General features: G+C 52.8%; 16 protein-coding genes and 1 riboswitch. Of the genes, 11 read left to right on the top strand and 5 right to left on the bottom strand.

What is annotated here, in order from left to right; translation table 11 throughout:
- Nucleotides 1-137: 137 nt before the first annotated feature.
- The 4 genes from JL661_RS15535 to thiB all read right to left on the bottom strand — a co-directional run bounded on the left by JL661_RS15535 (nt 138) and on the right by thiB (nt 5,877).
- Complete coding sequence (locus JL661_RS15535; protein WP_062773201.1) at nt 138-2,513, bottom strand: DNA polymerase II; 2,376 nt, start codon at nt 2,511-2,513, stop codon at nt 138-140.
- A gap of 72 nt (nt 2,514-2,585) precedes the next feature.
- Nucleotides 2,586-3,284 carry a thiamine ABC transporter ATP-binding protein ThiQ gene (gene thiQ / locus JL661_RS15530; protein WP_004237179.1) on the bottom strand — a complete coding sequence of 233 codons (699 nt, stop codon included), beginning with the start codon at nt 3,282-3,284 and terminating at the stop codon, nt 2,586-2,588.
- Nucleotides 3,281-4,891, bottom strand: coding sequence for a thiamine/thiamine pyrophosphate ABC transporter permease ThiP (gene thiP, locus JL661_RS15525; RefSeq protein ID WP_046024416.1), 1,611 nt, complete (start codon nt 4,889-4,891; stop codon nt 3,281-3,283). Before thiP ends, thiQ begins: the two co-directional genes overlap by 4 nt.
- Complete coding sequence (gene thiB, locus JL661_RS15520) at nt 4,867-5,877, bottom strand: thiamine ABC transporter substrate binding subunit (RefSeq protein WP_004242184.1); 1,011 nt, start codon at nt 5,875-5,877, stop codon at nt 4,867-4,869. Before thiB ends, thiP begins: the two co-directional genes overlap by 25 nt.
- A 69-nt stretch (nt 5,878-5,946) precedes the next feature.
- Nucleotides 5,947-6,055, bottom strand: a riboswitch (TPP riboswitch).
- A gap of 180 nt (nt 6,056-6,235) precedes the next feature.
- Here thiB and rppH point away from each other — a divergent pair.
- The 3 genes from rppH to lgt all read left to right on the top strand — a co-directional run bounded on the left by rppH (nt 6,236) and on the right by lgt (nt 10,028).
- Complete coding sequence (gene rppH / locus JL661_RS15515; RefSeq protein WP_015422452.1) at nt 6,236-6,769, top strand: RNA pyrophosphohydrolase; 534 nt, start codon at nt 6,236-6,238, stop codon at nt 6,767-6,769.
- Between the two features lie 9 nt (nt 6,770-6,778).
- Nucleotides 6,779-9,025: a phosphoenolpyruvate--protein phosphotransferase gene (gene ptsP, locus JL661_RS15510; RefSeq protein WP_062773204.1), complete on the top strand. Its 2,247-nt coding sequence runs from the start codon at nt 6,779-6,781 to the stop codon at nt 9,023-9,025.
- A 106-nt stretch (nt 9,026-9,131) separates the two neighbouring features.
- A complete protein-coding gene (lgt, locus tag JL661_RS15505) occupies nt 9,132-10,028 on the top strand; it encodes a prolipoprotein diacylglyceryl transferase (RefSeq protein ID WP_004237185.1) in 897 nt (298 codons plus the stop codon).
- A 76-nt stretch (nt 10,029-10,104) separates the two neighbouring features.
- Here the strand turns inward: lgt and thyA are convergent, their stop codons facing one another.
- Nucleotides 10,105-11,040, bottom strand: coding sequence for a thymidylate synthase (gene thyA, locus JL661_RS15500; protein WP_062773207.1), 936 nt, complete (start codon nt 11,038-11,040; stop codon nt 10,105-10,107).
- A 483-nt stretch (nt 11,041-11,523) separates the two neighbouring features.
- Here thyA and JL661_RS15495 point away from each other — a divergent pair, with 483 nt between their 5' ends.
- From JL661_RS15495 to recD, 8 genes are read left to right on the top strand one after another with little or no spacing between them, the layout of a single operon-like run.
- Nucleotides 11,524-11,991 (top strand): hypothetical protein, encoded by a 468-nt coding sequence (locus JL661_RS15495; RefSeq protein WP_004237190.1) that lies wholly within the window; start codon nt 11,524-11,526, stop codon nt 11,989-11,991.
- A complete protein-coding gene (locus JL661_RS15490; RefSeq protein WP_004237191.1) occupies nt 11,985-12,572 on the top strand; it encodes a prepilin peptidase-dependent protein in 588 nt (195 codons plus the stop codon). Before JL661_RS15495 ends, JL661_RS15490 begins: the two co-directional genes overlap by 7 nt.
- A 49-nt stretch (nt 12,573-12,621) precedes the next feature.
- On the top strand, nt 12,622-13,062 hold the full coding sequence (locus JL661_RS15485) for a YgdB family protein (RefSeq protein WP_225875399.1): 441 nt from the start codon (nt 12,622-12,624) through the stop codon (nt 13,060-13,062).
- A complete protein-coding gene (locus JL661_RS15480; RefSeq protein ID WP_036417863.1) occupies nt 13,055-13,387 on the top strand; it encodes a prepilin-type N-terminal cleavage/methylation domain-containing protein in 333 nt (110 codons plus the stop codon). Before JL661_RS15485 ends, JL661_RS15480 begins: the two co-directional genes overlap by 8 nt.
- A gap of 10 nt (nt 13,388-13,397) precedes the next feature.
- Nucleotides 13,398-16,799: an exodeoxyribonuclease V subunit gamma gene (gene recC / locus JL661_RS15475; protein WP_036417861.1), complete on the top strand. Its 3,402-nt coding sequence runs from the start codon at nt 13,398-13,400 to the stop codon at nt 16,797-16,799.
- Nucleotides 16,783-19,674: a pitrilysin gene (gene ptrA / locus JL661_RS15470; protein ID WP_174525727.1), complete on the top strand. Its 2,892-nt coding sequence runs from the start codon at nt 16,783-16,785 to the stop codon at nt 19,672-19,674. The genes recC and ptrA overlap by 17 nt, the downstream gene beginning before the upstream one ends.
- 4 nt (nt 19,675-19,678) lie before the next feature.
- Nucleotides 19,679-23,296 carry an exodeoxyribonuclease V subunit beta gene (gene recB / locus JL661_RS15465; RefSeq protein ID WP_062773210.1) on the top strand — a complete coding sequence of 1,206 codons (3,618 nt, stop codon included), beginning with the start codon at nt 19,679-19,681 and terminating at the stop codon, nt 23,294-23,296.
- On the top strand, nt 23,296-25,128 hold the full coding sequence (gene recD, locus JL661_RS15460; protein ID WP_062773213.1) for an exodeoxyribonuclease V subunit alpha: 1,833 nt from the start codon (nt 23,296-23,298) through the stop codon (nt 25,126-25,128). The genes recB and recD overlap by 1 nt, the downstream gene beginning before the upstream one ends.
- Nucleotides 25,129-25,131 lie beyond the last annotated feature (3 nt).

Raw genomic sequence — 25,131 nt, 5'->3', positions numbered from 1 at the left:
CATTGTATTCACCGGGAAAAAACACCGACAGTCAGAACAGCAGCGTCAGCTGCATCACTCTGCTCCGGTGTTAAAAGCAGTAAAGGGGCGCTATGTTAATCCATAAGATCCGCATCGTCACCTGTAAAATGGCAAAATTAAAATGGCATCAATAATTGCCCGGTTAACAATGTGGTGAAGTTATCCTCCAGGAAAGGCAGAATGGCGTCGGCTATCGGCATCAGTTGTTTATTAATGTAATGCTCATAGTCCGGCGGTGCCGTCAGAATCTCCAGCGGCTGCGGCCCGGAGCGGGTAATAATATAGCTTATCCCCGCACCGCGCTGGTACTGCGGCGGACGATTCATGCGGACATTATACTCATCCGCCATTCTGGCCGCTTTGACATGAGGCGGCACATTACGCTGATAATCCGCCAGCGGACGGCGCAGACGCTTGCGGTACACCAGCCGGTCATCGTAGCGTCCCGCGAGTGTGTCACGGACATAATCACGGATAAACTGCTGATACGGCATTTTATCGAAAATCAGCCGGTACAGGGTTTGCTGGAAATGCTGTGCCAGCGGTGTCCAGTCACTGCGGACCGTCTCCAGCCCGCGAAAGACCATGTTATCCCCCGAAAGCCCCGCATACCGTTTCTTGCTGCCGAGGTCAGTTCCGCGGATTGTCGGCATCAGAAAACGCCGGTAGTGGGTTTCATACTCAATTTCCAGGGCAGAGGTCAGCCCGTATTCATCCTTTAAATGTGTCTGCCACCACTGATTGATCTCTTCCACCAGCCAGCGTCCGATACGTTCCGCACCGGCTTCACTGTGCGCATTTTTCAGCCAGACAAAGGTGGAATCGGTGTCGCCGTAAATGACCTGATAACCCAGAGACTCAATAATAGTGCGGGTTTTGCGCATGATGTCATGTCCGCGCATGGTGACGGAGGAGGTCAGGCGCGGATCATAAAAACGGCATCCGGCGGCACCCAGAACACCACAAAACGCATTCATAATAATTTTCAGTGCCTGCGACAGCGGCTTATCCCCTGCCAGTTTTGCCATATCCCGCTCATGCCAGATTCGGTTGACGATATCCGGCAGGCAGTTGGTTTCCCTGGAAAAATACGCCCCCTTAAACCCGGGAACCGCCTGTTCCGGTGCGGCAAGACCTTCTACCATACCAATCGGGTCGATGAGAAAAGTGCGGATAATGGAGGGGTACAGGCTTTTAAAATCCAGCACCACCACCGAGTCATATAATCCCGGGGCAGAATCCATCACAAAGCCGCCCGGTATCGGCTCACCGGGTTTCTCGCCGGGGTCGGGTGCGACATAGCCTTTACGGTGCATCGGCGGCAGATAAAGATGGGTGAAGGCGGCGACAGAACCCCCCATGCGATCCGGTGCCAGGCCGGTTACGGCAGCCCGCGCCAGTAAAAATTCTGTCAGATGGGTGTGCTCAAAAATCCGGGTGACCAGACGGCAGTCCTGAAGGTTATACCGTGCCAGCGCCGGTTTATCCTCACGGAAACGGCGGTTGATTTCATCCATGCGGTCATACGGGGAATCGCTGTCTTTGCCCTCGCCGAGCAGTGTCTGAGACACGGCCTCCAGACTGAAAGACGGGAACTGCCAGGTCGCGGCTTTCAGGGCATCGATACCGTCAATAATCAGCCGCCCCGGAGCACCGGCAAAAAATTGTCCGGGTTTGAAGCCGTGCTCCCGCCAGGAAAGCGGGGCATTATTACGGCCGAAAATCAGCGGGATCTGATATTTTTCCGCATGGCGCTGCAGAATGCGCAGATCAAACTGGATCAGGCTCCAGCCGATTATCATGTCCGGATCATGTTCCGCCAGCCACTGGTTCAGACGGTGAAGCAGATCCGGGCGGCGCGGGACATACTCCAGCGTGAAATCAGGATTGGTCAGCGGTGTGCCGTTCTCCGGGCCGAGCATAAAAACAGTATCAGCACCGCAACCGGAGAGCCCGATGGAGTAAAGATCACCGAACTCCGTGGTTTCGATATCCAGAGAAACGATTTTCAGCGCCGGGCGGTAATCCGGATGCGGTTTCATCAGCACATGACCATCCGGCTGTGGCTGCACCCAGACAGCGGCGGTGATAAAACGCTCCATCAGATAGCGCTCGCAGGGGCGGATATCCGCTTCATAAAGGTGCAGATGCTGTTCGCCGAGCTGTTTTTCCAGCTGCTGTAACTGGCGGTACTGGCGGCAGTAAACGGCACTGACATCATCCTGATGAAAATCCTTTAGCGGAGGTGCTGTCAGTGTGGCGCCGGGAATGTTGTTAATGAAGGGACGGCTTTCCGCCAGCTCCCGGTGCGGGACAAAGCCGACAGCCTGCTGCAGCGGAACAGAAACATGCCGTGGCCCGTTATCTGTCGCCAGCCAGTAACGGACCTCAATACCGCGCGGGGTATCAGACCAGTGACGGGTCAGAATAAAACCGGCTTCCGCCGGTGCTGCCACCTGACGGGAGGGAAAACTGTTGTGCCCTGCCATCATTTTGTCCGTTCTGCTGATGAAAAAATAACTATAGCAGAGTGGTGTGGATATATACAGTATTTAAGGTGCGGTTTACGGACGGATACCGAGGATCTGAGCCTGGGGAACCTCACCGCTGACCAGGGCGGCGGTACTGCCGTCAAAGGCAATGGTACCGTTATCCACCACCATCGCGCGGGGCGCGATTCTGGCCGCGTCATCTGTATTGTGGGAGACCATCATCAGTGTCAGCTGCCGTGAATCACAGATGGTTTCCAGCAGTGCCAGCATTTCATTGCGCAGTGCCGGATCCAGTGCGGAGAAAGGTTCATCCAGCAGCAAAACCGGCTGGGAACGCACCAGGCACCGTGCCAGTGCCACCCGCTGGCGCTGACCGCCGGAAAGCTGTGATGGCAGCCGTTTCAGCAGTGGTGTCAGCGAAACCTGTTCAGCGATCTGTTCCAGCTGCACTTTTTGCGCCGCATTCAGTTTCATACCGGGATGAAAACCGAGGGCGATATTCTGTTCCGCCGTCAGGTGAGCAAACAGGTTATTTTCCTGAAACAGCATGGATACCGGGCGTGAAGCGGGCGGTGTGCGGGTGTGATCTTCATTATTCAGCAAAATAGTACCGCTTTCGGCAAACTGAAACCCGGCAATCAGTGACAGCAGGGTACTTTTACCCGCCCCGCTCGGGCCGAGAATGGCAATTTTTTCTCCTGCGGCAACGGAAAAATGAAAATTCATGGTCTGTTGCTGATAGCGGTAAAGAATATGATCAAAATTAATCATGGGCGTTTCCCCGGCAGACGTTCCAGAACGGTAAACAGCCCGAAACAGAGTAAAAACAGGAGCAGCGCAGTGACCGCGGCATCCGCATTGCGGTAAGCGCCGATCTGCTGATAAAGATAGAACGGCAGTGTGCGGAAATCTTCATTACCGAAAAGGGCTATCACACCAAAATCCCCGACCGACAGCACACTGGCAAATGCCACTGCCTGTGCCAGCGGGTTACGGAGAGCCTTCAGTTCAATCAGTTTCAGCCGGTTGAAGCCGCTGATATTCAGCGAGAGACAGAGCGGGTTATAGCGTTCAGCCAGGTCACGCATCGGGTTATCCAGCACTTTCAGTGCATACGGAATCGCCATCAGCGCGTTGGTCAGGATCACCAGCCCGTATGGAATTGCTCCCAAATCAGTGGTGCCGGTCGTGCTGTTGAGCAGCAGGAAAAACCCGGTAGCCAGTACAATTCCCGGCATGGCGAGGATCACCAGCCCGGAAAGCTCCATGGCCTGTCCTGCTCTGACCGCCTGCCGCAGCCGCAGTTCACGGCTGCTCCATAACAGCATCATGGTCAGCAGCACACAGATAAAACCGGAAGCCAGCGCAATTCCGAGCGAGGTGAAAAAAGCTCGCCACAGTGCCGGTTGCTGCAGGACCGGCAGTAATCCCGGATTCAGACCGTCCGCGATGATGGCAAAAAACGGCGGCAGCAGAAACAGCAGGGCACAGAGGATGATCAGGCCGTCAGCCAGTCTGCGCGGCAGCGTGTCCTGCGGGTTGCGCCATTGCAGTGACTGGGTAAAGCCGACAGAAAAATGACCGGACAAATGCTGGCTGACGAGCACCAGCCCGATGCAGCACACCAGCTGGATCAGCGCCAGCAGGGCAGCGCGGCCAATATCAAAGTCATAATTCAGTGCCTGATAAATCGCCAGTTCAATGGTAGTTGCCGCCGGGCCGCCACCGAGTGCCAGCACCGTGGCAAAACTGGCAAAGCAGAGCATAAAAATCAGTGCGGCGGTCGGCAGCAACTGACGGCGCAGATAAGGCCACTCCACAATCCGGAAATGCTGCCATTCATTCATATTAAGCTGAGCGGCGAGCTGTCTCTGCTCCGTGGCAATATTATCGAGCTGCTGATACAGCATCCGGGTGGCAAGCGGCATATTGAAGAAGATGTGCGCCAGCAGAATGCCCTGTAATCCGTACGGGGAGAAGGTATAGTCCAGATCCAGAAAACCGGAAATATGTGCCAGCCAGCCGTTACGTCCGTAAACTGACAGAATACCGAATACGGCTACCAGCACGGGCAGTACCAGCGTCATCGCGCATAACCGCAGAAAGACCGTCCGTCCCGGGAAACGTCGGCGCCAGAGTGCCCGGGCCAGGAAAACAGCCGGGATAACGGAAAAGAGTGCGGATAAGAAAGCCTGCCAGAAGGTAAAGCGGACGACATGCCACAGGTAGCTGTCATCCCATATCTGCTGCCAGTCTGTATCCGGTGTGTTAAACCACAGCGCCCCGAAGGCACTGACAGCAACGACCAGAAGAAGACCGGACGCGAGTGCGCCCGGTATCAGGTACGCGGCAATTAACGGCTGACTGCGTTTTGCCATATCCGTATCCACTGATTGCGCTCTTTCGCCACTTCTTTTGCATCAAATTCCAGCGTTTTCGCCGGTTTCGGCATTTTGTCGTAAACCGGCGGCAGCGGCATATCAATCACAGGATACATCCAGTTGGTGGTCGGCAGCGTTTTCTGGAAATCCGGTGTCAGCATAAACTGCATGAACTGTTCCGCCAGTGCCGGGTGTTTTGAGGAGGCCAGTACACCTGCCATTTCCACCTGAAGATAATGTCCTTCCTCAAACAGTGCTGCGGCATAGTTATCTTTGTTATCTGCCAGCATGTGGTAACCAGGCGAAGAGGTATAACTCAGTACCAGGTCAGCTTCACCTTTCAGGAACAGGCCGTAAGATTCACTCCAGCCTTTGGTGACCGTCAGGGTCTTGTTCGCCATTTTGGCCCACTGTGCCGCCACATCATCCCCGTAGAGTTTTTCCATCCACAGCAGTAATCCCAGTCCCGGTGTGCTGGTGCGCGGATCCTGATAAATAATGGTCAGCTTCTGATCACTGTTAAGCAGTTCTTTCATGCTTTTCGGCGGGTTCGGCAGGGTGTCTTTGTTGTAGATAAAAGCAAACCAGCCATAGTCATAAGGAATAAAGGTTTTGCTTTCCCATTTGACCGGCAGCACCAGTTTTGACTGATCAACATTGCTTTCTTTAAACAGTCCGGTATCCAGAGCCGCCTGCATCAGGTTGTTATCCAGACCTAAGATGATATCGGCCTGTGATTTTTTACCTTCCATCCGCAGACGGTTCAGCAGCGTCACGCCGTCACTCAGACCGACGAGTTTCAGTTCGCAGTTGCATTGCGCTTCAAAGTTTTTCTTAATTTCCGGCCCCGGTCCCCACTCAGCAACAAATGAGTCATAGGTATAGACAGTCAGAACCGGCTTGCTGTTATCCGCAGCCGCCTGGAAAGAGAACAGAGCAGCAAGGCCGCCTGCGATGATATTTCTGGTCAGTTTCTGTAACACTTTGCGCTCCTGTAAGGGAAGGATTGGCAAAGGATCTGAGTGCAGCATGATGGCGACAGGCTGTGCTGTCAGCAGTGGCGGCTCAAATCCCTACGCCGGTATTAACCGGATCAGGTTCCTCGGGTGTTATCTCAGCAACACCGGCCGGAAAGCCGGAGCTGCACCCCGTTGAGAGAGGAATAGTGTAGTGTTTTTCTCAGGAATTTGCCACTGTCCGGAACCGTTAACGTGGCGTGTTGTTTTTCTTCTGTCAGAGCCGGAAATGCGGCGGGCTGAAGGATTTTGAGTGCAGAGGTTTACCCCATGATGGGAGTGTGAAACAATTGGCTATCTTTCAGTTTTTTTCTGAGGTAGTCGAGTGATTGATGATGATGGCTACCGCCCGAATGTCGGGATTGTAATTTGTAATAAGGAAGGCCAGGTTTTATGGGCCCGCCGCTACGGACAGCACTCGTGGCAGTTTCCTCAGGGAGGTATCAATCCCGGCGAATCACCGGAACAGGCCATGTACCGTGAATTGTATGAGGAAGTTGGTTTAACGCGTAAAGATGTGCGTATCCTGGCGGTCACCCGCAACTGGCTGCGCTACAAATTACCCAAACGTTTGGTGCGTTGGGATACCAAACCGGTTTGTATCGGTCAGAAGCAGCGCTGGTTTTTACTTCAGCTGCTCTGCGAGGACAAAGAGGTCAATGTGACCCGCAGCAAGTCGCCGGAATTTGACGGCTGGCGCTGGGTCACCTATTGGTATCCTGTTCGTCAGGTGGTCTCTTTCAAACGTGATGTATACCGCCGCGTAATGAAAGAGTTTTCTTCCGTTGTGATGCCTGCCAACAGCGAAGCGACGGCTGTGCGGGCACCGTTTCCCTACCGTCGCCGGCGCCAGAATTAGGGGGAACGGATGCTGACGCGTTTACGTGAAGTGATTGAAAAAGTGGCTGCCGCCGCCGATCTCGCGGAAGCGCTGGAGCTTCTGGTTAAAGAAACCTGTCAGGCGATGGGAACGGATGTCTGTTCCATCTACCTGGCAGATAATCAGCATCACTGTTTTTATCTGATGGCAACGCAGGGGCTGAAAAAGCCCCGCGGCCGTGCTGTCAGCCTTGCTTTCGGCGAAGGTGTGGTCGGTCATGTCGGCCGCCGCGCCGAGCTTATCAATATCGCGGATGTCCGCGAACACCCCGGTTTTAAATATCTCCCCCAGGTTAAAGAAGACAACCTGCGTGCATTTCTCGGTGCGCCGGTGGTTTACCGCCGCCAGTTACTGGGCGTGCTGGTGGTTCAGCAGAAAGAAAAACGCCTGTTCAGTGAAACGGAAGAGTCTTTTATTGTCACTCTGGCGATGCAGCTTGCCGTGCTGCTGGCTCAGGCTCAGACCAAAGGGTTGTTCGGGCAGTTCCGCCAGACCCGGATCCAGGCAATTCCGGTTTCTTCCGGGATTGTGATGGCCTATGGCTGGGAAGATCGTTCACAGCCGGTGCTTGAGAATGTTTCTGAAGCCTCGGCACTGGACCGCGTGCAGGAGCGTGCCCGCCTGAATAAAGCGCTGGAGGATGCCACGGCAGAGTGCCGCCGTATCAGCAAGCGTTTTAATGCCGCCTCACAAAAAGAGAGTGCCGCTATTTTCGATCTCTACTCCCATCTGCTGAATGACCTGCAACTGAAAAAAGGGTTATACAGTATTGTGGAGCAGGGGTTTGTGGCCGAATGGGCAGTCAAAACGGTCATTGAGCAATTTGCGGGCCGGTTTGCCGGGCTTCAGGACAGCTATATGCGCGAGCGGGCCACGGATTTGCGTGCACTCGGGCAGCGGCTGTTATTCCATCTTGATGATAATTTTACCGGCAGCAACCAGTGGCCGGAACGCTTTGTGCTGGTGGCTGATGAACTGAGTGCCAGCCTGCTGGCAGAGCTGCCGCAGGAACAGCTTGCCGGTGTGGTGGTGCGTGACGGGGCAACACATTCCCATTCCGCCATTCTGGTCAGGGCGATGGGTATTCCGGTTATCATGGGCGCGGATATTCAGCCGGAGCTGTTACACAACCGTCTGCTTATCCTCGATGGCTACCGGGGCGTGGTGTATATCGAACCGGAGCCGCTGATAGCACAGGAATTCAGCCAGATTATTGAGCAGGAGCAGGCTATCAGCCAACTGGCCGAGGATGAGCTCAGCCACTCAGCTGCACTGAAAAGCGGCGAACGGGTTTCCGTTCAGCTGAATGCCGGGCTCAGTCTGAAGTATGAGCAAAAAATCGTCAAAAGTATTGACGGGATTGGCCTGTACCGTACGGAAATACCGTTTCTTGTGCATAATGGTTTTCCGTCAGAAGAAGAGCAGAAAGTCCGTTATCAGGATATGCTGCAACTCTTTGCCGGGAAACCGGTAGTATTGCGGACACTGGATATCGGTGCTGATAAGCAGCTGCCGTATATGCCTATCAGCGAGGAAAACCCGTGTCTGGGCTGGCGCGGTATCCGTGTGATGCTGGATCAGCCGGAGATTTTTCTTATCCAGTTGCGGGCCATGCTGCGGGCCAATATCGGGCTGAATAATCTGAAGATATTATTCCCGATGATTTCCGGGCTTGCGGAGGTTGAAGAGGCCATCCGCCTGCTTGATCGTGCCTGTGAGGAAGTATCGGTACTGACCGGGGAACGGGTGGAACGTCCGCCGGTAGGTGTGATGCTGGAAGTGCCGTCATTGTTGTTTATGCTGCCGGAGCTGAAACAATATATTGATTTTATTTCTGTCGGTACGAATGATTTAACCCAGTATCTGCTGGCGGTTGACCGGAATAATACACATGTTGCACCATTATATGACTCGCTCCATCCGGCGGTCCTGCGTATGCTGAATTTTGTCCGGACTGAAACCACCCGGCTGGGGATCCCGGTCTCGGTTTGCGGGGAAATGGCGGCAAATCCGTTAGGTGCAATGATACTGATTGGTTTAGGATACCGTCAGCTGAGTATGAACGGGCGGAGTATCCCGCGTATTAAGTATCTGCTGCGGCATCTGGATGCCGGAGTACTGGAGCCGCTGCTGGCATCATTGCTGGATGCGCAGACAGCGGCTGAGATCCGTGAAAAAGCGGAACTGTTTATTGAGAACAAGGGACTGGGACAGCTTATCCGGGGCAGTGCCTGACCGGCACTCCGGAGATGAGGCCGTTCTGTCCTTACAGTCATATATCCCGGTCTGCGGCAGGCAGAGCTGTAACCGCAGCCGGATACAACACACAGTGTGAGGTACGATGAGTAACACTTATCTGGCATTTCCGGATTTTGATCCTGTTATTTTTTCTGTGGGGCCGGTGGCGTTACGCTGGTACGGGCTGATGTATCTTGTCGGGTTTGTGTTTGCCATGTGGCTGGCCAACCGGCGTGCAGACAAACCGGGCAGCGGCTGGAAACGCAGTGAAGTTGAAACACTGTTATATGCCGGGTTTGTGGGGGTTTTCCTGGGCGGCCGTATCGGCTATGTGCTGTTTTATAACTTCCCGCTGTTTGCGGAAAACCCGCTGTACCTGTTCAAAGTCTGGGATGGCGGTATGTCATTCCACGGCGGACTGATGGGCGTTATTATTGCTATGTGGTGGTTTGCCCGCCGCACGAAGCGTCATTTCCTGCAGGTTGCTGACTTCGTGGCACCATTGATTCCGTTTGGTCTCGGTATGGGGCGTATAGGTAACTTTATTAACGGCGAACTGTGGGGACGTGTGACACTCGATACGCCGTGGGCCATTCTGTTCCCGACGTCTTACAGTGAAGACGTGAAACTGGCTGCTGCTGATCCGTCTCTGATGCCGGTGCTTGAGCAATACGGCGTTCTGCCGCGTCACCCGTCGCAACTGTATGAAATGCTGCTGGAAGGGATCGTCCTCTTTATCATTCTGAATGTGTTTGTCCGTAAATCCCGCCCGATGGGCAGTGTGTCAGGTCTGTTCCTGATCGGCTATGGGCTGTTCCGTATCATTGTGGAATTTTTCCGCCAGCCGGATGCCCAGCTTGGTTTATTCGGCGGGATCAGCATGGGGCAGATTTTGTCTGTGCCGATGATTATTATTGGTGTACTGATGATGGTATGGGCATACAAATGCCCGGGTAATAAAAAGCAGAGTAATACCGGAAAACAGAACGCACCGGAATAGATCAGGCTTTAGTGAGTAATAAAAAACTGCATCGTAACGGATGCAGTTTTTTTATGCGCGGCTGTTTAATGGTTTCTCAGACAGAGAACGGATATTTAATCGGGTCGTGGTGCTGATAATCTGTCACTGTGAAGTCATCGGTGGTTACCCATGTCATTAAATCATCCAGCGTTTTAATGTCAGGGTTAATATGCAGTTTCGGTGATGCAAATGGCTTACGTGCAATCTGGACATCACGCATTAATTCCAGCTGATCTTCATATAAATGAAGGTTAACCACTTTGTGATAAACCTTACCGCATTTCAGGCCGGTTATCTGAGCCATAATAGCCAGCAGGAAATAACATTGCGGCGCATTGAAAACATAACCCAGTGCATAATCACAACTGCGCTGATAACTGTTTAAATATAATGTGCCATCAAGAACGGAGAAATGATGCATAAACATGCAGGGTCTCAGGCAACCCTGATTAAATTCACCGGGATTCCAGAATGAAATAATTTCACCGCGGTCATCAATTCCTTTTTTTAAATTATCATAGACTTTACGGAGTTGATCGAATGTATTTTTTCGCAGTTCATTAATCAGTGTTTTAACACCTTCTTTATCTCCGGAATCATTTAATGATAATAATAAATCATACTGTGCTTCTGTCGGGGATACTTTCAGCTGCCGTCCCTGAACACCATAAACGCGGCCCATATCATCCTCACCTTTGCGGTTCGGGTTTGCCAGCCAGTCGGTATTTTCATTGGCGTTAGCGTTCCAGGTATTACAGCCGATGGCTCTGAACTGAGCGGCGCTGTCATATCCGCGTAAGTAACCCAGCATCTCTGCAATTGCGGCTTTCCAGAATGCCTTGCGGGTGGTCACCAGCGGGAACTCATTTTTGTCAACGTGGTAAGTGAAATCGACATTAATAATTGTCAGGCATCTTTTACCTGTCCGTTTATTCTCAATCCATTTCCCTTCCTCCAGAATCCGCTTTGCAATGTCTAAATATTGTTCCACTTTCGTTTTCCTGTTGACGCAGTATATGGTTTTTATATTATAACATTATTTTCATTTTTTTAATACAAGATAATATTATTTTGATTTTTTATCAGTGTTAAATCTATTAACCATATTAATAATTGAGTTAATGTTTTTGTTATTTATAAAAATCATTAGTGGGTTTTTTATTCTTTATCTGATTATTTCCGGCTCACCGGTACTGATATTCAAATACAGTACCGGCGGCTGGTTTTTATATCAGTTAATTTTCGTATTGTTAAAGAGCGGTGGTGTCTGTACTTTTTAGCGCCTTCATTTTGTTCACTCCACACTTTTTTTCTCTGGCAGATAATTTTTTTCCGTACAACACGAAAAATGAATGTGAATTTGCAGTATTCCGCAGAATTTTTTTTCCTGTTGCATCGCATTTTTTTCGGTTTTGTCTTTCCGGGAGTGGTAAATCCGTTATTTTTTCGGCAGAGAAAACGAACGGATGAATACATGCTGACAGAACGGGGGATATCGCTGATGGAAGTCATTATTGTTTTATTTATTATGGCATTACCTGTTTCATTTATTAATATTTCATGGGAAAGCCACAGAGAGCGGCGTTATCTGACAGAAACGGCTGCGTTGTTTCAGCAATATCTCAGCAGCCATAAACTGAAAGCAACCTATCTGAACGAAACACGGAAAATCGCGGTTACGTTTGGTGAGAAAAGCCGGGCCTGTCATCAGGTATCCGCAGCACGGTGTGATGATGATCCGGAAGGATTCACACCGATGGAAGGTGTCCGGATTGTTTCCGGCACGACCGGTACCGTATTGTTCTGGGGAACCCGGCATACCGCCTCTGCTGCCAGCTTTTTACTGGAAAATACGCAGGGACAGATAAAACTGATTATCTCGGCCCCGGGCCGTATACGGTTGTGCACGCCGGACACGATATCCGGAGTACCGTCATGCTGAATAAAAGGCGGGAAAAGGGTTCACTGCTATTTGAAATGCTGGCGGGAATGGCTGTCAGTGCAATTCTTCTGGTCACGGTCACCCGCTTTTTTCCGGCGCTGGGGCAGGATGTACTGAACACATACCGGCAATACAAGCTGGATACGATAATGCGGGAAACCCTTTTGCGGCTGGAAAAAGATCTCCGGCGGACGGCATTCTGCCGGGGGCACTGTCAGGGCAAACCGCTGGAAATTGCCGCCCGGCGCGGCGAGACAGACGGCAGTTGCATCATTGTTGCTTACGACCTCAATCACAATGGCCGCTGGGAGCGGAATGTCCGTAAAATCGGGGAGCATTTCGGCTACCGTCTGAATAAGCAGGCACTGGAATGGACGCGCGACGCCCGCAGCTGCCGGGATACCGGCTGGCAAAAGGTCACGGATAGCCGCTATGTGAATGTTTCCCGGTTTCTGGTCACGCCGGTAAAACTGTACGGAAAAAATGGCCTGAAACTGACCCTGACACTCACCGGACGGGACATGCCCTTAATACAGCGAACCGGAGAAAGCCTGATTGTCATGCCTAATTACCACCTGTAGATCCGGCGGGGAGAAAGCCGGTCACTCCGGAGGCAATGCCCTGTTGCTGATGATTATGCTGTTGCTGGGAATTTCACTGATGATGTTGTCTGTTTTACATCGCTTTTATCAGACAGAGTGGCGTAACGGTCAGGATGAAACGGCATTTTACCGGGCGGATGCCGGTGCGGCCTCTGCACTGGAATGGGGGCTGACACTGGCGTGGTCCCGGAAAGCACTGAACGAAACACAGTTTTACTGCCGGACAGCACCGGATCCGGAACTGAAGAGTTGTTTGCGGCGGCTGAGAGCCAATAAGCTGTTATTACAGGGCAGCATGTTTTCTCCCTGGTTTGAACAAAATATCACGCATTATCAGCTGGTCAGTGCACGGGAAGAAGGAGACAACATGATATTGACAGCAATACCGCAGGGATGGAGTGATTTTTGCCCGCCGGATTTAAAACCCGGCTGCAACCGGCATACTGAAACGGGAGAAAACAATGAATGAGCGCGGCATGTCGTTACCGGAAGTGATGATTTGTGCCTTTATTTTTGCGATTCTGGTTACCGGATTATTACGCTATTATCAGCTCCTGCATAGCGGAAAACAGCGGCAATATGCGGATGTCAGCACGGTACGTCATCTGCATCAGATGATGCGTTTTACGTCGGATCCCGGGATATTACGGCAGATGATGCAGACACATTTATCTCCCCGGCAGAAATGGGAAAGTTATCAGGAAAATGTGTCACCGGGCTGTATTTCCGTTACTATCGGGCTGGTCTCTCCGGGAGAGCGCCGGTTAACCGCCGGCAGATGGCAATGTATGTAAGGACAGGACAATGTTTACAGTTTATCACTCCAATGATCTGGATCTGCTGAAAGATCTGATATGCCATATTATTGATAATGATAAAATTAATGATCCTTTTTGTCCTGAAACCGTGCTGGTGCAAAGCCCGGGGATGTCTCAGTGGCTGCAAATCAGCCTGGCAGAAAAACTGGGTATTGCCGCGAATATAACATTTCCGCTGCCCGCCACATTTATCTGGGATATGTTTACCCGTGTCCTGCCGGACATTCCGAGGGAGAGTGCCTTCAGTAAGGGCGCAATGACCTGGAAGCTGATGTCACTGCTGCCGCAGCGCCTTGATGATCCGGATTTTGCCCCGCTGCGCCATTATCTTGATGATGACGGGGATAAACGCAAACTGCATCAGCTATCGGGACGTATTGCTGATTTATTTGACCAGTATCTTGTCTACCGGCCGGACTGGCTGACGGCGTGGGAAAATAATGAACTGATTGACGGGCTGAGCCAGAACCAGTCCTGGCAGAAATGCCTGTGGCAGGATTTGCAGACACTAACCCGCAGCCTGGGGCAGCCGGAATGGCACCGTGCCAATCTTTATCAGCGTTTTATTGATGTGCTCAATGAAGGTGATCCGGAAGTGGTTTCCAATCTGCCGCCCCGACTTTTTATCTGTGGTATCTCCGCATTACCGCCGGTCTATCTGCAGGCTCTGCGGGCGCTCGGGCAACATACCCATATCCATCTGATGTTTACCAATCCCTGCCAGTATTACTGGGGCGATTTACAGAGCCCGGCTGCACTGCGGCGTATGCTGGCGCGCAAGCCGCAAAGTTATTGGGATAAAAAAGCCGTCAGCTGGTTTAAATCGGATGAGGATGCACCTTCACTGTTCGATTTTGAGGCTGACGGGGAACAGAATACCGGTAACCCGCTGCTGGCATCGTGGGGGCGTCCCGGCCGGGATAATCTGTTTTTCCTGGAAGAAATTGAAGAAATCCATGCTATTAAAGCCTTTGTCGACCGCCCTGCAGATACACTGCTGTCTGCTGTTCAGCAGGATATTCTTAATCTGGAAGACGGCAGTGTGGTGGGAAAAAACAAAGAGGAATTTGTCACCAGTAAGCGGCGGCGGGTGATTGCGGATAATGACCGTTCCCTGACATTCCATTCCTGCCACAGTCCGCAGCGGGAAGTCGAGATTTTGCAGGACTATTTACTGAACCTGCTGGAAAATGATCCGTCACTGACTCCCCGCGACATTATTGTGATGGTGGCGGATATCGACAGTTATTCTCCTTATATTCAGGCGGTATTTGGCCAGGGGAATGAAAACCGCTATCTGCCGTTTGCTATTTCAGACCGTAAAGCCCGCCAGGCTCATCCGGTATTACAGGCAGTACTGACACTGCTGGAATTACCGCAGAGCCGTTTCACCTCAGAGCATGTACTCAGTCTGCTGGAAGTCCCGGCGGTGGCGCAGCAGTTCGGGCTGGATGAGAGCGATTTACCGCTTCTGCGCCGCTGGGTCAGCGGATCCGGTGTCCGCTGGGGGCTGGATGACCATAATATTGAATCTTTCTCACTGCCGGTTTTTGGCCAGAACACCTGGAAATTCGGGCTGGAACGCATGCTGCTGGGCTATGCCATGGCAGAGGAGGAAGGTACCTGGCGCGGGATCCTGCCGTATGACGAGGTTTCCGGTATGTCAGCGGACCGGGTCGGACAACTGGCTGCTTTTATTGATACGTTGCGGCAGTGGCAGAAAATACTGAGTGAACCGCGGACACCGGCACAATGGCGTGAAACCGGTTCTGAGCTTCTGTCTGCCTTTTTCATGACGACACCGGATACCGAACCGGTGCTCAGTATGGTGTTACAGCAGTGGCAGCAGGTACTGGATCAGGGGGTTAAAGCCTGTTATGACGGCGATGTTCCGCTTGCATTGATCCGGGATGAGCTCTCTCTGCGGCTGGATGACGAGAAAATCAGCCAGCGCTTTTTATCGGGAGCGGTAAACTTTTGCACGCTGATGCCGATGCGTTCTGTGCCGTTTAAGGTTATTTGCCTGCTGGGTATGAATGACGGTGTGTACCCGAGGACAATCCCGCCGCTGGGGTTTGATCTTATGGCGGAAAAAAGCCGCCGGGGTGACCGCAAACGCCGGGATGATGACCGCTATCTTTTCCTGGAGGCGCTGGGGTCAGCAAAAGAATATTTATATATCAGTTATATCGGCCGATCTATCCGCGATAATGAAGAGCGTAACCCGTCAGTGCTGGTCAGTGAACTGCTGGAATATGCCGGTCTCAGTTTTTGTCTGGAGAAAGACCGGTTTGCTGACCTGGATACCAGCCGGGAAGCGCTGGAAAATCATCTGATTGTCCGGCACACCAGGGTTCCGTTTGCGGCGGATAACTACCGGGAGGGCGCGGAATTTCAGAGCTTTTCGCCGCAGTGGTTACCGGCAGCATTACGGCAGGGCGAAGCGCAGGGGCCGTTTAATGTCCCGGTTCCGTCAGAAGATATAACAGAAATAACCATTGATCAGCTGCTGAGGTTTTACCGTCATCCGGTCAGGGCATTTTTTCAGCAGCGTCTGAATGTCCATTTTGATATTGAGGATGTGGCTCTGCCGGAAGAAGAACCGTTCAGTGTTGATAATTTACAGCGTTACGGGTTTAACACCCGGCTGCTTGATGCGCTGGTGGACGGCGAACCGGAAGAGCGGGTCTTCCGCATACTGAAGGCGGCGGGGGAACTGCCGGCCGGGGCGTTTGCACAGGTTTACTGGGAAGAACAATTACAGGAAATGGATGTTCTGGCGGAGAAAATCCGTAATGCACGGACAGAATCTGATATTGAGTCGTTTCACTATGTTACCGGGCCGTATACTTACAGCGGGCAACTGACCGGAGTTCAGGAGAACGGGCTGCTCCGCTGGCGTCCGGCGGCACTTACCGCCGCTGACGGGCTGCGTTTGTGGATTGAACATCTGACATACAGCCTGAGCGGACGGCAGCAGTACAGCCGGATGTACGGGCGCGGTGATACGGTGTGGATCTTTGAGCCGCTGACGGCAGAGCAGGCGCAGGGCTATCTGCGTCAGCTGCTGGATGTGTTTGTCCGTGGTCTGAATGAGCCGCTGCCTGTCTTTGTCAAAAGCGGCTGGGCATGGCTGACCACACTGGCGGATGAGAACACCGGTGAACTCTCTGATGATGATGCACTCCAACATAAAGCCGGTTTACTGCTTCTGCAGACACTGCAGGGGGGATATCAGTTTACCGGTGAGGCGGAGGACGATTATGTCGTCCGCGCATTCCGCCATTTTGATGAAGCACTTATGGATGCAATAAAGCAATTTTCACAACAACTCTTTTTGCCGATGTTTCAACATCAGAAAAACAGGGAGAATGAGGCTGATGCCTAAACAACTAGTGCAGTTTATTTTTACGCTGCTTTTCTTTTTTACCGGTGCCAATGCACTTGCTCAGAATAACTGGCAGGTTCTGCCCGGAGAGATTGAGAAAAGCGCCAACGATCCGCGTCAGTATCAGGCAATCACCCTGAAAAATAATATGACGGTTCTGCTGATTTCCGATAAAACCGCACGTAAATCAGCTGCAGCGGTCAGTCTGGCTATCGGCAGTATGGATGAGCCGCAGAGCCAGGCGGGTCTTGCGCACTATCTGGAACATATGGTGCTGATGGGCTCAAAACGTTTCCCTGAACCCGGTAATTTCAGTGATTATCTGGCGAAGCACGGCGGCAGCCATAATGCCAGTACCGGCTCCAATTACACTGACTTCTATTTTGAAGTGGAAAATAATGCGCTGAAAGGGGCAACGGAGAGGCTGGCTGATGCCCTGGCAGAACCGCTGCTGGATCCGGTGAATGCGGATAAAGAACGTAATGCGGTTAACGCCGAGCTGACCATGGCGCGTTCCCGTGACGGGCACCGCATGTATCAGGTCCGGGCGGAAACCTGGAACCCGGCACATCCGATTTCCCGTTTTTCCGGTGGTAACCTGGAAACCCTTAGAGATAAGCCCGGCAGCATCCTGCATGAAGAGCTGCTGAAGTTTTATAATACCTATTATTCATCCAATCTGATGAAAGCTGTTATCTACGGACCGGAGTCCCCGGAAGAACTGGCAAAACTGGCCAATGAGACGTTCGGCACGATTCCGGATCGCCACGCAGCTGTTCCGCAGATTACCGTTCCGCTGATCACCGCAGCCGAGCAGCAGAAAATCATTCACTATGTTCCTGCGCAGCCGCAGAAATCGCTGGATTTTGAGTTTGTCATCGACAACAACAGCAAAGATTTCCGCAAGCAGACAGATACCTATATTGCGTATCTGCTGGGAAGCCGCAGTGAAGGTACGCTGGCGAACTGGCTGATATCCAACGGGTTGGCGGAGAGCGTCAGTGCATCGGCATCCTCAACCCTGGCACGTAACCAGGGCGTGTTTATTATCTCTGTCTCACTGACTGATGAGGGCATGGCGAAGCGCGATGAAATTACCGCCGCTGTTTTTGCGTACCTGAATCTGATTAAAGAAAAAGGGATCAATAAAGACTATTTCGATGAAATCGCCCGCGTGAATATGCTGGCATTCCGCTACAGCTCGGTTGTCCGTGATATGAACTATGTTGAATCACTGGCAAATACGATGATGGAATATCCGGTAAAAAATGTTCTGAATGTCGGCTATCTGGCTGATGACTGGGATCCTGCCGCCATCAAAGCCCGCCTTGCGGATTTAACACCGGAAAAAGCCCGCATCTGGTATACCAGCCCGCAGGAACCAAGCAATAAAAAAGCCTATTTCGTTGATGCGCCTTATCAGGTGGATGCAGTGACTGCCGCTCAACTGGATAAATGGCGTAAATCTGAAGGTGATTTCCGTTTCTCTCTGCCTGCACTGAACCCGTTTATTCCGGATAATTTTGACCTGATCAAACGGCAGGAACAGCAAAAACCGGTACAGCTGACAGACACTGCAAAACTGCGTCTGTTCTATATGCCGAGCCGCTATTTTGCGGATGAGCCGAAGGCAATTATCGCGCTGGAACTGCGTAACCGGAATGCCGGCAGAACAGCCAAAGATGTTGTCACCAGCGCGTTGCTCAGTTATGTCAGTGAACTGAAACTGAATCAGCTCAGCTATCAGGCCAGTGTGGCAGGAATGGGGATCAATATCAGTGATGACGACGGTCTGAATATCAGCGTCAGTGGTTATTCCCAGCATCTGCCGGAACTGCTGACCACCGCAGTGAGTGAATACCAGTCCTTTACACCGTCAGTATCGGAGCTTGCACAGGCGAAATCCTGGTATCGTGAGCAGGTTGCGGTATCGGATAACGGCAAAGCCTATGAAATGGCAATGCGTCCGTTCAGCCGTCTGAAATCAGTGCCTTATTTCGAAGATAAAGAACGCCTCGCAGCGCTGGACACCATTACCGAAAGTGACATCACGCAGTACCGTAACCGTCTTATCCGTGAAGGGGCGCTCCAGATGTTTGTGTTCGGTAATCTGACAGCACCTCAGGCAGAGCAGATTGCATCGAAAGCTCAGGCACAGCTCGGTTCACAGGGTACGGAATGGTGGGTCGGGGATTACTATGTGATTGATAAAGCCCTGAAACCAAACTTTGACGAAAAAGCCAACAGCACAGATAACGCGCTGGCCAATATCTTTATTCCGGACGGTTATTCACGGACGGAAGGTGCTGCATTCTCGTCTGTGCTGTCGAAAATTCTGCATCCTTGGTTCTATGATCAGCTGCGGACACAGGAACAGCTGGGGTATGCCCTGTTTGCATTTAACCCGAACTTCGGCCGCCAGTGGGGGATCGGTTTCCTGCTGCAAAGCAATGAAAAGAATCCGGCTTATCTGTCACAACGCTTTGATGATTTTTATATCAATGCGGAAAAACGCCTGAAAGCACTGGATAATGCGGAGTTTGATAAATACCGCAATGCATTGCTGACCGAAATGACACAGCCGCCGGAAACCTTTGAGGAAGAAGCATCCCGTTATTCATTTGATTTCAAAAATAATTACTTTGATTTCAACACCCGCGAGCAGACGATTGCGGCAGTGAAGAAAATGACCAAACAGGATGTGGTGACATTCTATGAGAACGCGGTGATGTCGAAAAAAGGACTGGCGCTTTACTCTCAGGTGACCGGTACCGGCGGCAAAGCGGATGATTACGCGAAACCGGCCGGATGGACGACGTATCCGTCTGTCACGGCTTTCCAGGCGCTGTTACCTGTTAAAGAAGAAATCCGGTAAAACGATGGCGGCTGAATCTTTAAATCCGATGACAATACCGCTGCAGGGGCAGCGGTTAATTGAGGCATCTGCCGGTACAGGGAAAACTTACACCCTGGCCCGGCTCTATCTGCGTCTGCTGCTGGGTATTGGTGAAGGGGCATTTGTCCGGCCGTTATCGGCGGAAGAGATCCTGGTGGTGACCTTTACCGAAGCGGCAACCAATGAACTGCGGGGGCGTATCCGTGAGAACATCCATAAGTTGCGGATCGCCTGTCTGCGTCATGAAGAAGGCGGGGAACCGGAGGAGGATTACGGATTCGGTCCGCTTCTGGCGCTGATTGAGGATAAACAAAGTGCTGCTCAGCGCCTGCTGCTGGCTGAACGGCAGATGGATGAAGCCGCCATTTTTACCATCCACGGTTTTTGTCAGCGTATGCTGACACACAACGCCTTTGAATCCGGCGTGCTCTTTGAACAAACGCTGATTCAGGATGAGCATCCTGTCCGTAAACAGGCCTGCGAGGACTTCTGGCGGCGTCATTGTTACCCGCTGCCGGTTGAACTGGCCAGAGCCATTACACAGCTCTGGTCTGATCCTGAGGCGCTGCTGCGGGATATTTACCCCTGGTTGCAGGGGGAACTGCCCGGAATTACAGATGCACCGGAATCGGATGAAACATTACTTTCCCGCCATGAAAAAATTATCGCCGCGATTGATGAGGTCAAACAGTGCTGGCGGGAAAGTGATGTTGATTTTGTCAGTCTTATTCAGAACTCTGATCTGAATAAAAGCAGTTACCGCGCTAATCTGGTGCCCGGATGGATTGCCGGCATTGATGACTGGGCGAAGGAAACCGAAACCACACATTACGCACTGCCGAAAAATATAGAACGTTTCAGTCAGGCAGTGCTGGATGAAAAAACCAAAAAAGGCGGTACGCCGCCGTCACATCCGGTGTTCTCTGCGATTGAGGAGCTGACTGAGCAGGCACTGACGCTGGAGGATATCCTGTTTACCCGCGCGGTGTATGAGATCCGCCGGACCATCACGCAGGAAAAACAGAACCGGGGCGAAATGGGATTTGATGATTTGCTGACCCGGCTGGATAACGCGCTGCATCAGGAAAACGGCGCTCTGCTGGCGCAGACACTGCGCAGACGTTTTCCGGTGGCGATGATTGATGAATTCCAGGATACCGATCCCCAGCAATACCGGATCTTCCGCACTATCTACCAGGAAAACACCGGTGACAACGGCACACCGGCAGATCCATACGGGCTGCTGTTTATCGGTGACCCGAAACAGGCGATTTACGCCTTCCGCGGCGCGGATATTTTCACCTATATCAAAGCGCGGCAGGATGTCAGTGCGCATTACACTCTTGGGACTAACTTCCGTTCCGCGAAGACGATGGTCGACAGCGTCAACAAGCTGTTTTTACAGGCGGATGAGCCTTTCTGCTTTAAACAGATCCCGTTTCAGCCGGTCAGTTCCGCACCGGATAATGATGAGGCCGCTTTTATTATCGGCGGAAAAACACAACCGGCGGTGCAGTTCTGGTGGCAGGCCGCAGAGGGGGTCAGCAGCGGGGATTATGAGCGGACAATGGCGGGAGTGTGTGCCGGGCAGATCCGCGACTGGCTGGATGCCGGACAAAACGGCACGGCACTGATTGGCAAGCCCGGGAAACAACGGCCGGTCAGTGCGGCAGATATTACCGTGCTGGTACGCAGCCGCCGGGAAGCACAACTGATAAAAGATGCCCTTAACCAGCGGGCGATCCCGTCTGTTTTTCTCTCAAACCGCGACAGCGTGTTTGACACACCGGAAGCCCGCGAGTTGCTGTGGCTGCTCCAGGCGGTGCTGAATCCGGAAAAGGAGCGGTTGTTGCGCAGTGCGCTGGCATCCGGGTTGTTTGGTCTGAATGCTGCGCAAATTGATGCACTGAATCAGGATGAAGCTGCCCGTGACAGGCTGGTGGACGAGTTCGCCGGTTATGGTCAGATCTGGCAGCAGCAGGGCGTTCTGCCGATGCTGCGCCGGGTGCTCAGTCAGCGGAAGATTGCGGAAAATCTTCTGGCGGGGCAGGACGGTGAACGGCGCTTAACCGATATCATGCATATCAGTGAGTTACTTCAGGAAACATCACTGACGCTGGAAAATGAACACGCCCTGGTGCGCTGGCTGGCACAACAGGTATTACGCCCGGATGCGCAGTCAGAAAGTCAGCAGATGCGGCTGGAAAGTGATCATCATCTGGTTCAGATTTGCACTATCCATAAATCCAAAGGACTGGAATACCCGCTGGTGTGGCTGCCGTTTATCTGTAATTTTCAGGCGGGTGGTCAGCGGCTTTATCATGATGAAACCACCTTCGAGCCGTGCCTGACACTGTCACCGGATGAAACACAGCTTGCCCTGGCGGATAAAGAACGTCTGGCAGAGGATTTGCGTCTGTTGTATGTGGCGGTGACGCGGGCGGTTTACCATTGCAGCCTGGGTGTTGCGCCGATTATCAGAGGGAACCGTAAAAAAACAGGTAATACCGACCTGCATCTTAACGGGCTGGGGTATCTGCTTCAGAACGGACAGGCATGTGACAGCAAAACCCTGGCGGAGCGGCTTGATGCTTTTTGTCAGGGCGACAGCCCGGTTGCTGTCACCCGGATAACAGAACCACAACTGCAACTGTGGCAGCCCGGTATGTCACAGCCGCCGTCCCTGGCGGTGAAGCCGTTTACCCGGAATGTCAGCAGCCGCTGGCGTGTGACCAGTTACAGCGGCCTGAGTTACGGCGCATCGTCTGGTGGCTCTGTGTATACACAGGACAGGCAGGAAGAGATGATGGCGATGATCCGTTCTCTCAGCCCGTCACTGGATACAGATACGCTCGGTGAAGTGCAGGACGAAACCGGAACGGCACAGACCGCCGGCACCTTCCCGCGCGGTGCGATGGCGGGGACATTCCTGCACAGCCTGTTTGAAGAGCTTGAATTTGATAGTGAGCCCTCACTTGAGTGGCTGAGGGAGCAACTGCTGTCATACGGATTTTCTGCTGAGTGGGCACCGTTCCTGCAAACCTGGTTTACGGATCTGGTTAATACGCCGCTGTCCGCTGAAGGGCTGGTGCTCAGTGCAATCCCGGTACGTTATAAACAGGATGAAATGCAGTTTTTCCTGCCGATAGACGGCGACCTGACCGCGCAAAAACTGGATGCACTGACGCGGCAGTATGATCCGTTGTCAGCACAGGCACCGCCGCTGGATTTCGCGGCAGTGACCGGTATGCTGAAAGGCTTTATTGACCTTGTGTTTTATCACGACGGTAAATATTACATAGCGGACTATAAATCAAACTATCTGGGTGACAGTCACGCAGATTATCAGCCGGACGCACTGGTGCAGGCGATGCTGGAACACCGCTATGATTTGCAGTATCAGCTGTATACGCTGGCGCTGCACCGCTATCTGCGTCACCGGTTGCCGGATTATGACTATCAGACACATTTCGGCGGTGTGTATTACCTCTTTCTGCGCGGCATGACACCGGACCATCCCGGCCGGGGGATCTGGTTTTATCGCCCAGAGCAGGCATTCACGGAGCAACTGGATGCCCTGTTCAAAGGGGAGGAAGGTTAATGAATACTCACTTACAAACCTTATGTGCAGAGCAGATCCTGCGTCCCCTGGACTGTCAGTTTGCGGCGATGCTGGCACCGGATAGTCATCCGCTGCTGCAATTTGTGTTTGCGCTGCTCAGTGCACAAACCGGCGGCGGACATGTCTGCCTGCCGCTGTCGCGGATTATTCCCGCAGCGGAACAGGGCGGACGGCATGCGGAAATCATGCAGTCTGTCTGGCGGGCACTGAATGAGCCGGGACTGCCGGAGATAAAAGCGGCGCTGTCTGCCTCTGATGCGGTTAGTGATGGCTCACTTCCCGCCCCGGTTGTGCTGTCAGAAGAGAATTTGTACCTGCACCGGATGTGGCAGTATGAATGCCGGGTGGCTGAATTTTTCTCCCGGCCTCAGCGGATTTCTGCTGATGCAGAGAAACTGCGCCCGGTTCTGGATGCATTGTTCGGTACGGAAGAACCGGAGGACTGGCAGAAAATTGCCGCAGCGGTAGCGGTCAGCAGCCGGACTTCCGTTATTTCCGGCGGGCCCGGTACCGGTAAAACCACAACCGTTGCCCGTATTCTGGCGGCACTGGTGCAATCCGCCGCTGAGCCGCTGCTGATTGAACTGGCAGCACCGACCGGCAAAGCGGCAGCCCGCCTGACTGAATCACTGGGTGAGGCGATCGCGCAGCTTGATTTGACGGATGCACAGCGGGCCATGATGCCGGAGCAAGCCAAAACCCTGCACCGCCTGCTGGGCGCTCAGCCGGACAGCCGCCGGTTACGCCATCATCAGAAAAACCCGCTGATGTCGGATGTGCTGATTGTGGATGAAGCATCCATGGTTGATTTACCGATGATGGCGTCACTGATTGATGCACTGCCGGAGAACGCTATTCTGATCCTGCTGGGGGATAAAGATCAGCTGGCTTCGGTGGAAGCCGGGGCGGTGCTGGGGGATATCTGCCGTTTTGCTGAATCCGGTTACACACCACAGCGGCGGCAGGCGCTGGAGGCTATGACCGGCTGTGTGCTGCCGGATAAGTCGCCGGCGCATCCGGTCAATGTGCAGGATCACCTCTGCCTGCTGCGTAAAAGTTTCCGTTTTGATGCCGGTTCCGGCATCGGGCAACTGGCCACCGCAGTTAACAACGGCGATATCCGGGAAACCATGGCGGTTCTCGACGGGCAGCGGCCGGATGTCCGTTATGTGCCGCTGGACGATGAAGAAGGCTATGCTCAGGTACTGACAGACACCATGAAAGCCTATCTGCCGTTTTTATCACTGGTGAAACAGCATGCCGATCCTGCAGCGGTGCTTGATGCCTTCAGTCAGTTCCGGTTGTTGTGTGCGCTGCGTGAGGGACCGTTCGGTGTGGAAGGGCTGAATGAGCGTATTGAACGGCTGCTGCATCAGCAGGGGCATATCCGCCGTCCGCTGATACACCGGCACCGCGCCTATCACGGTAAACCGGTGATGATAAGCCGTAATGACAGCCCGCTGGGGCTGTTCAACGGTGATATCGGGATTATGCTGACGGATGAAAACCATGAGCTGCGGGTGTATTTCCGGCTGCCGGACGGCACTATCCGGAGTATCCGCCCGAGTCGTCTTCCGGCACACGAAACGGCGTATGTGATGACAGTGCATAAATCACAGGGCTCTGAGTTTGCTCATACCGCGCTGGTGCTGCCGGTGCAGCCTTCGCCGCTGGTCAGCCGTGAATTGCTGTATACGGCACTGACGCGGGCGAAGCAGTTTCTGACCATATACAGCCGGGAAGAGTGTGTTAAGCGGGCAGTGAAAACGCCGACTCAGCGGTACAGCGGGCTGAGCGGGCGTTTACGTTAGTCC

The sequence above is a fragment of the Morganella morganii genome (assembly GCF_019243775.1).
In the GTDB taxonomy this organism is placed as follows: Bacteria; Pseudomonadota; Gammaproteobacteria; order Enterobacterales; family Enterobacteriaceae; genus Morganella; species Morganella morganii.
This window is presented reverse-complemented; position numbering and strand designations above follow the sequence as displayed.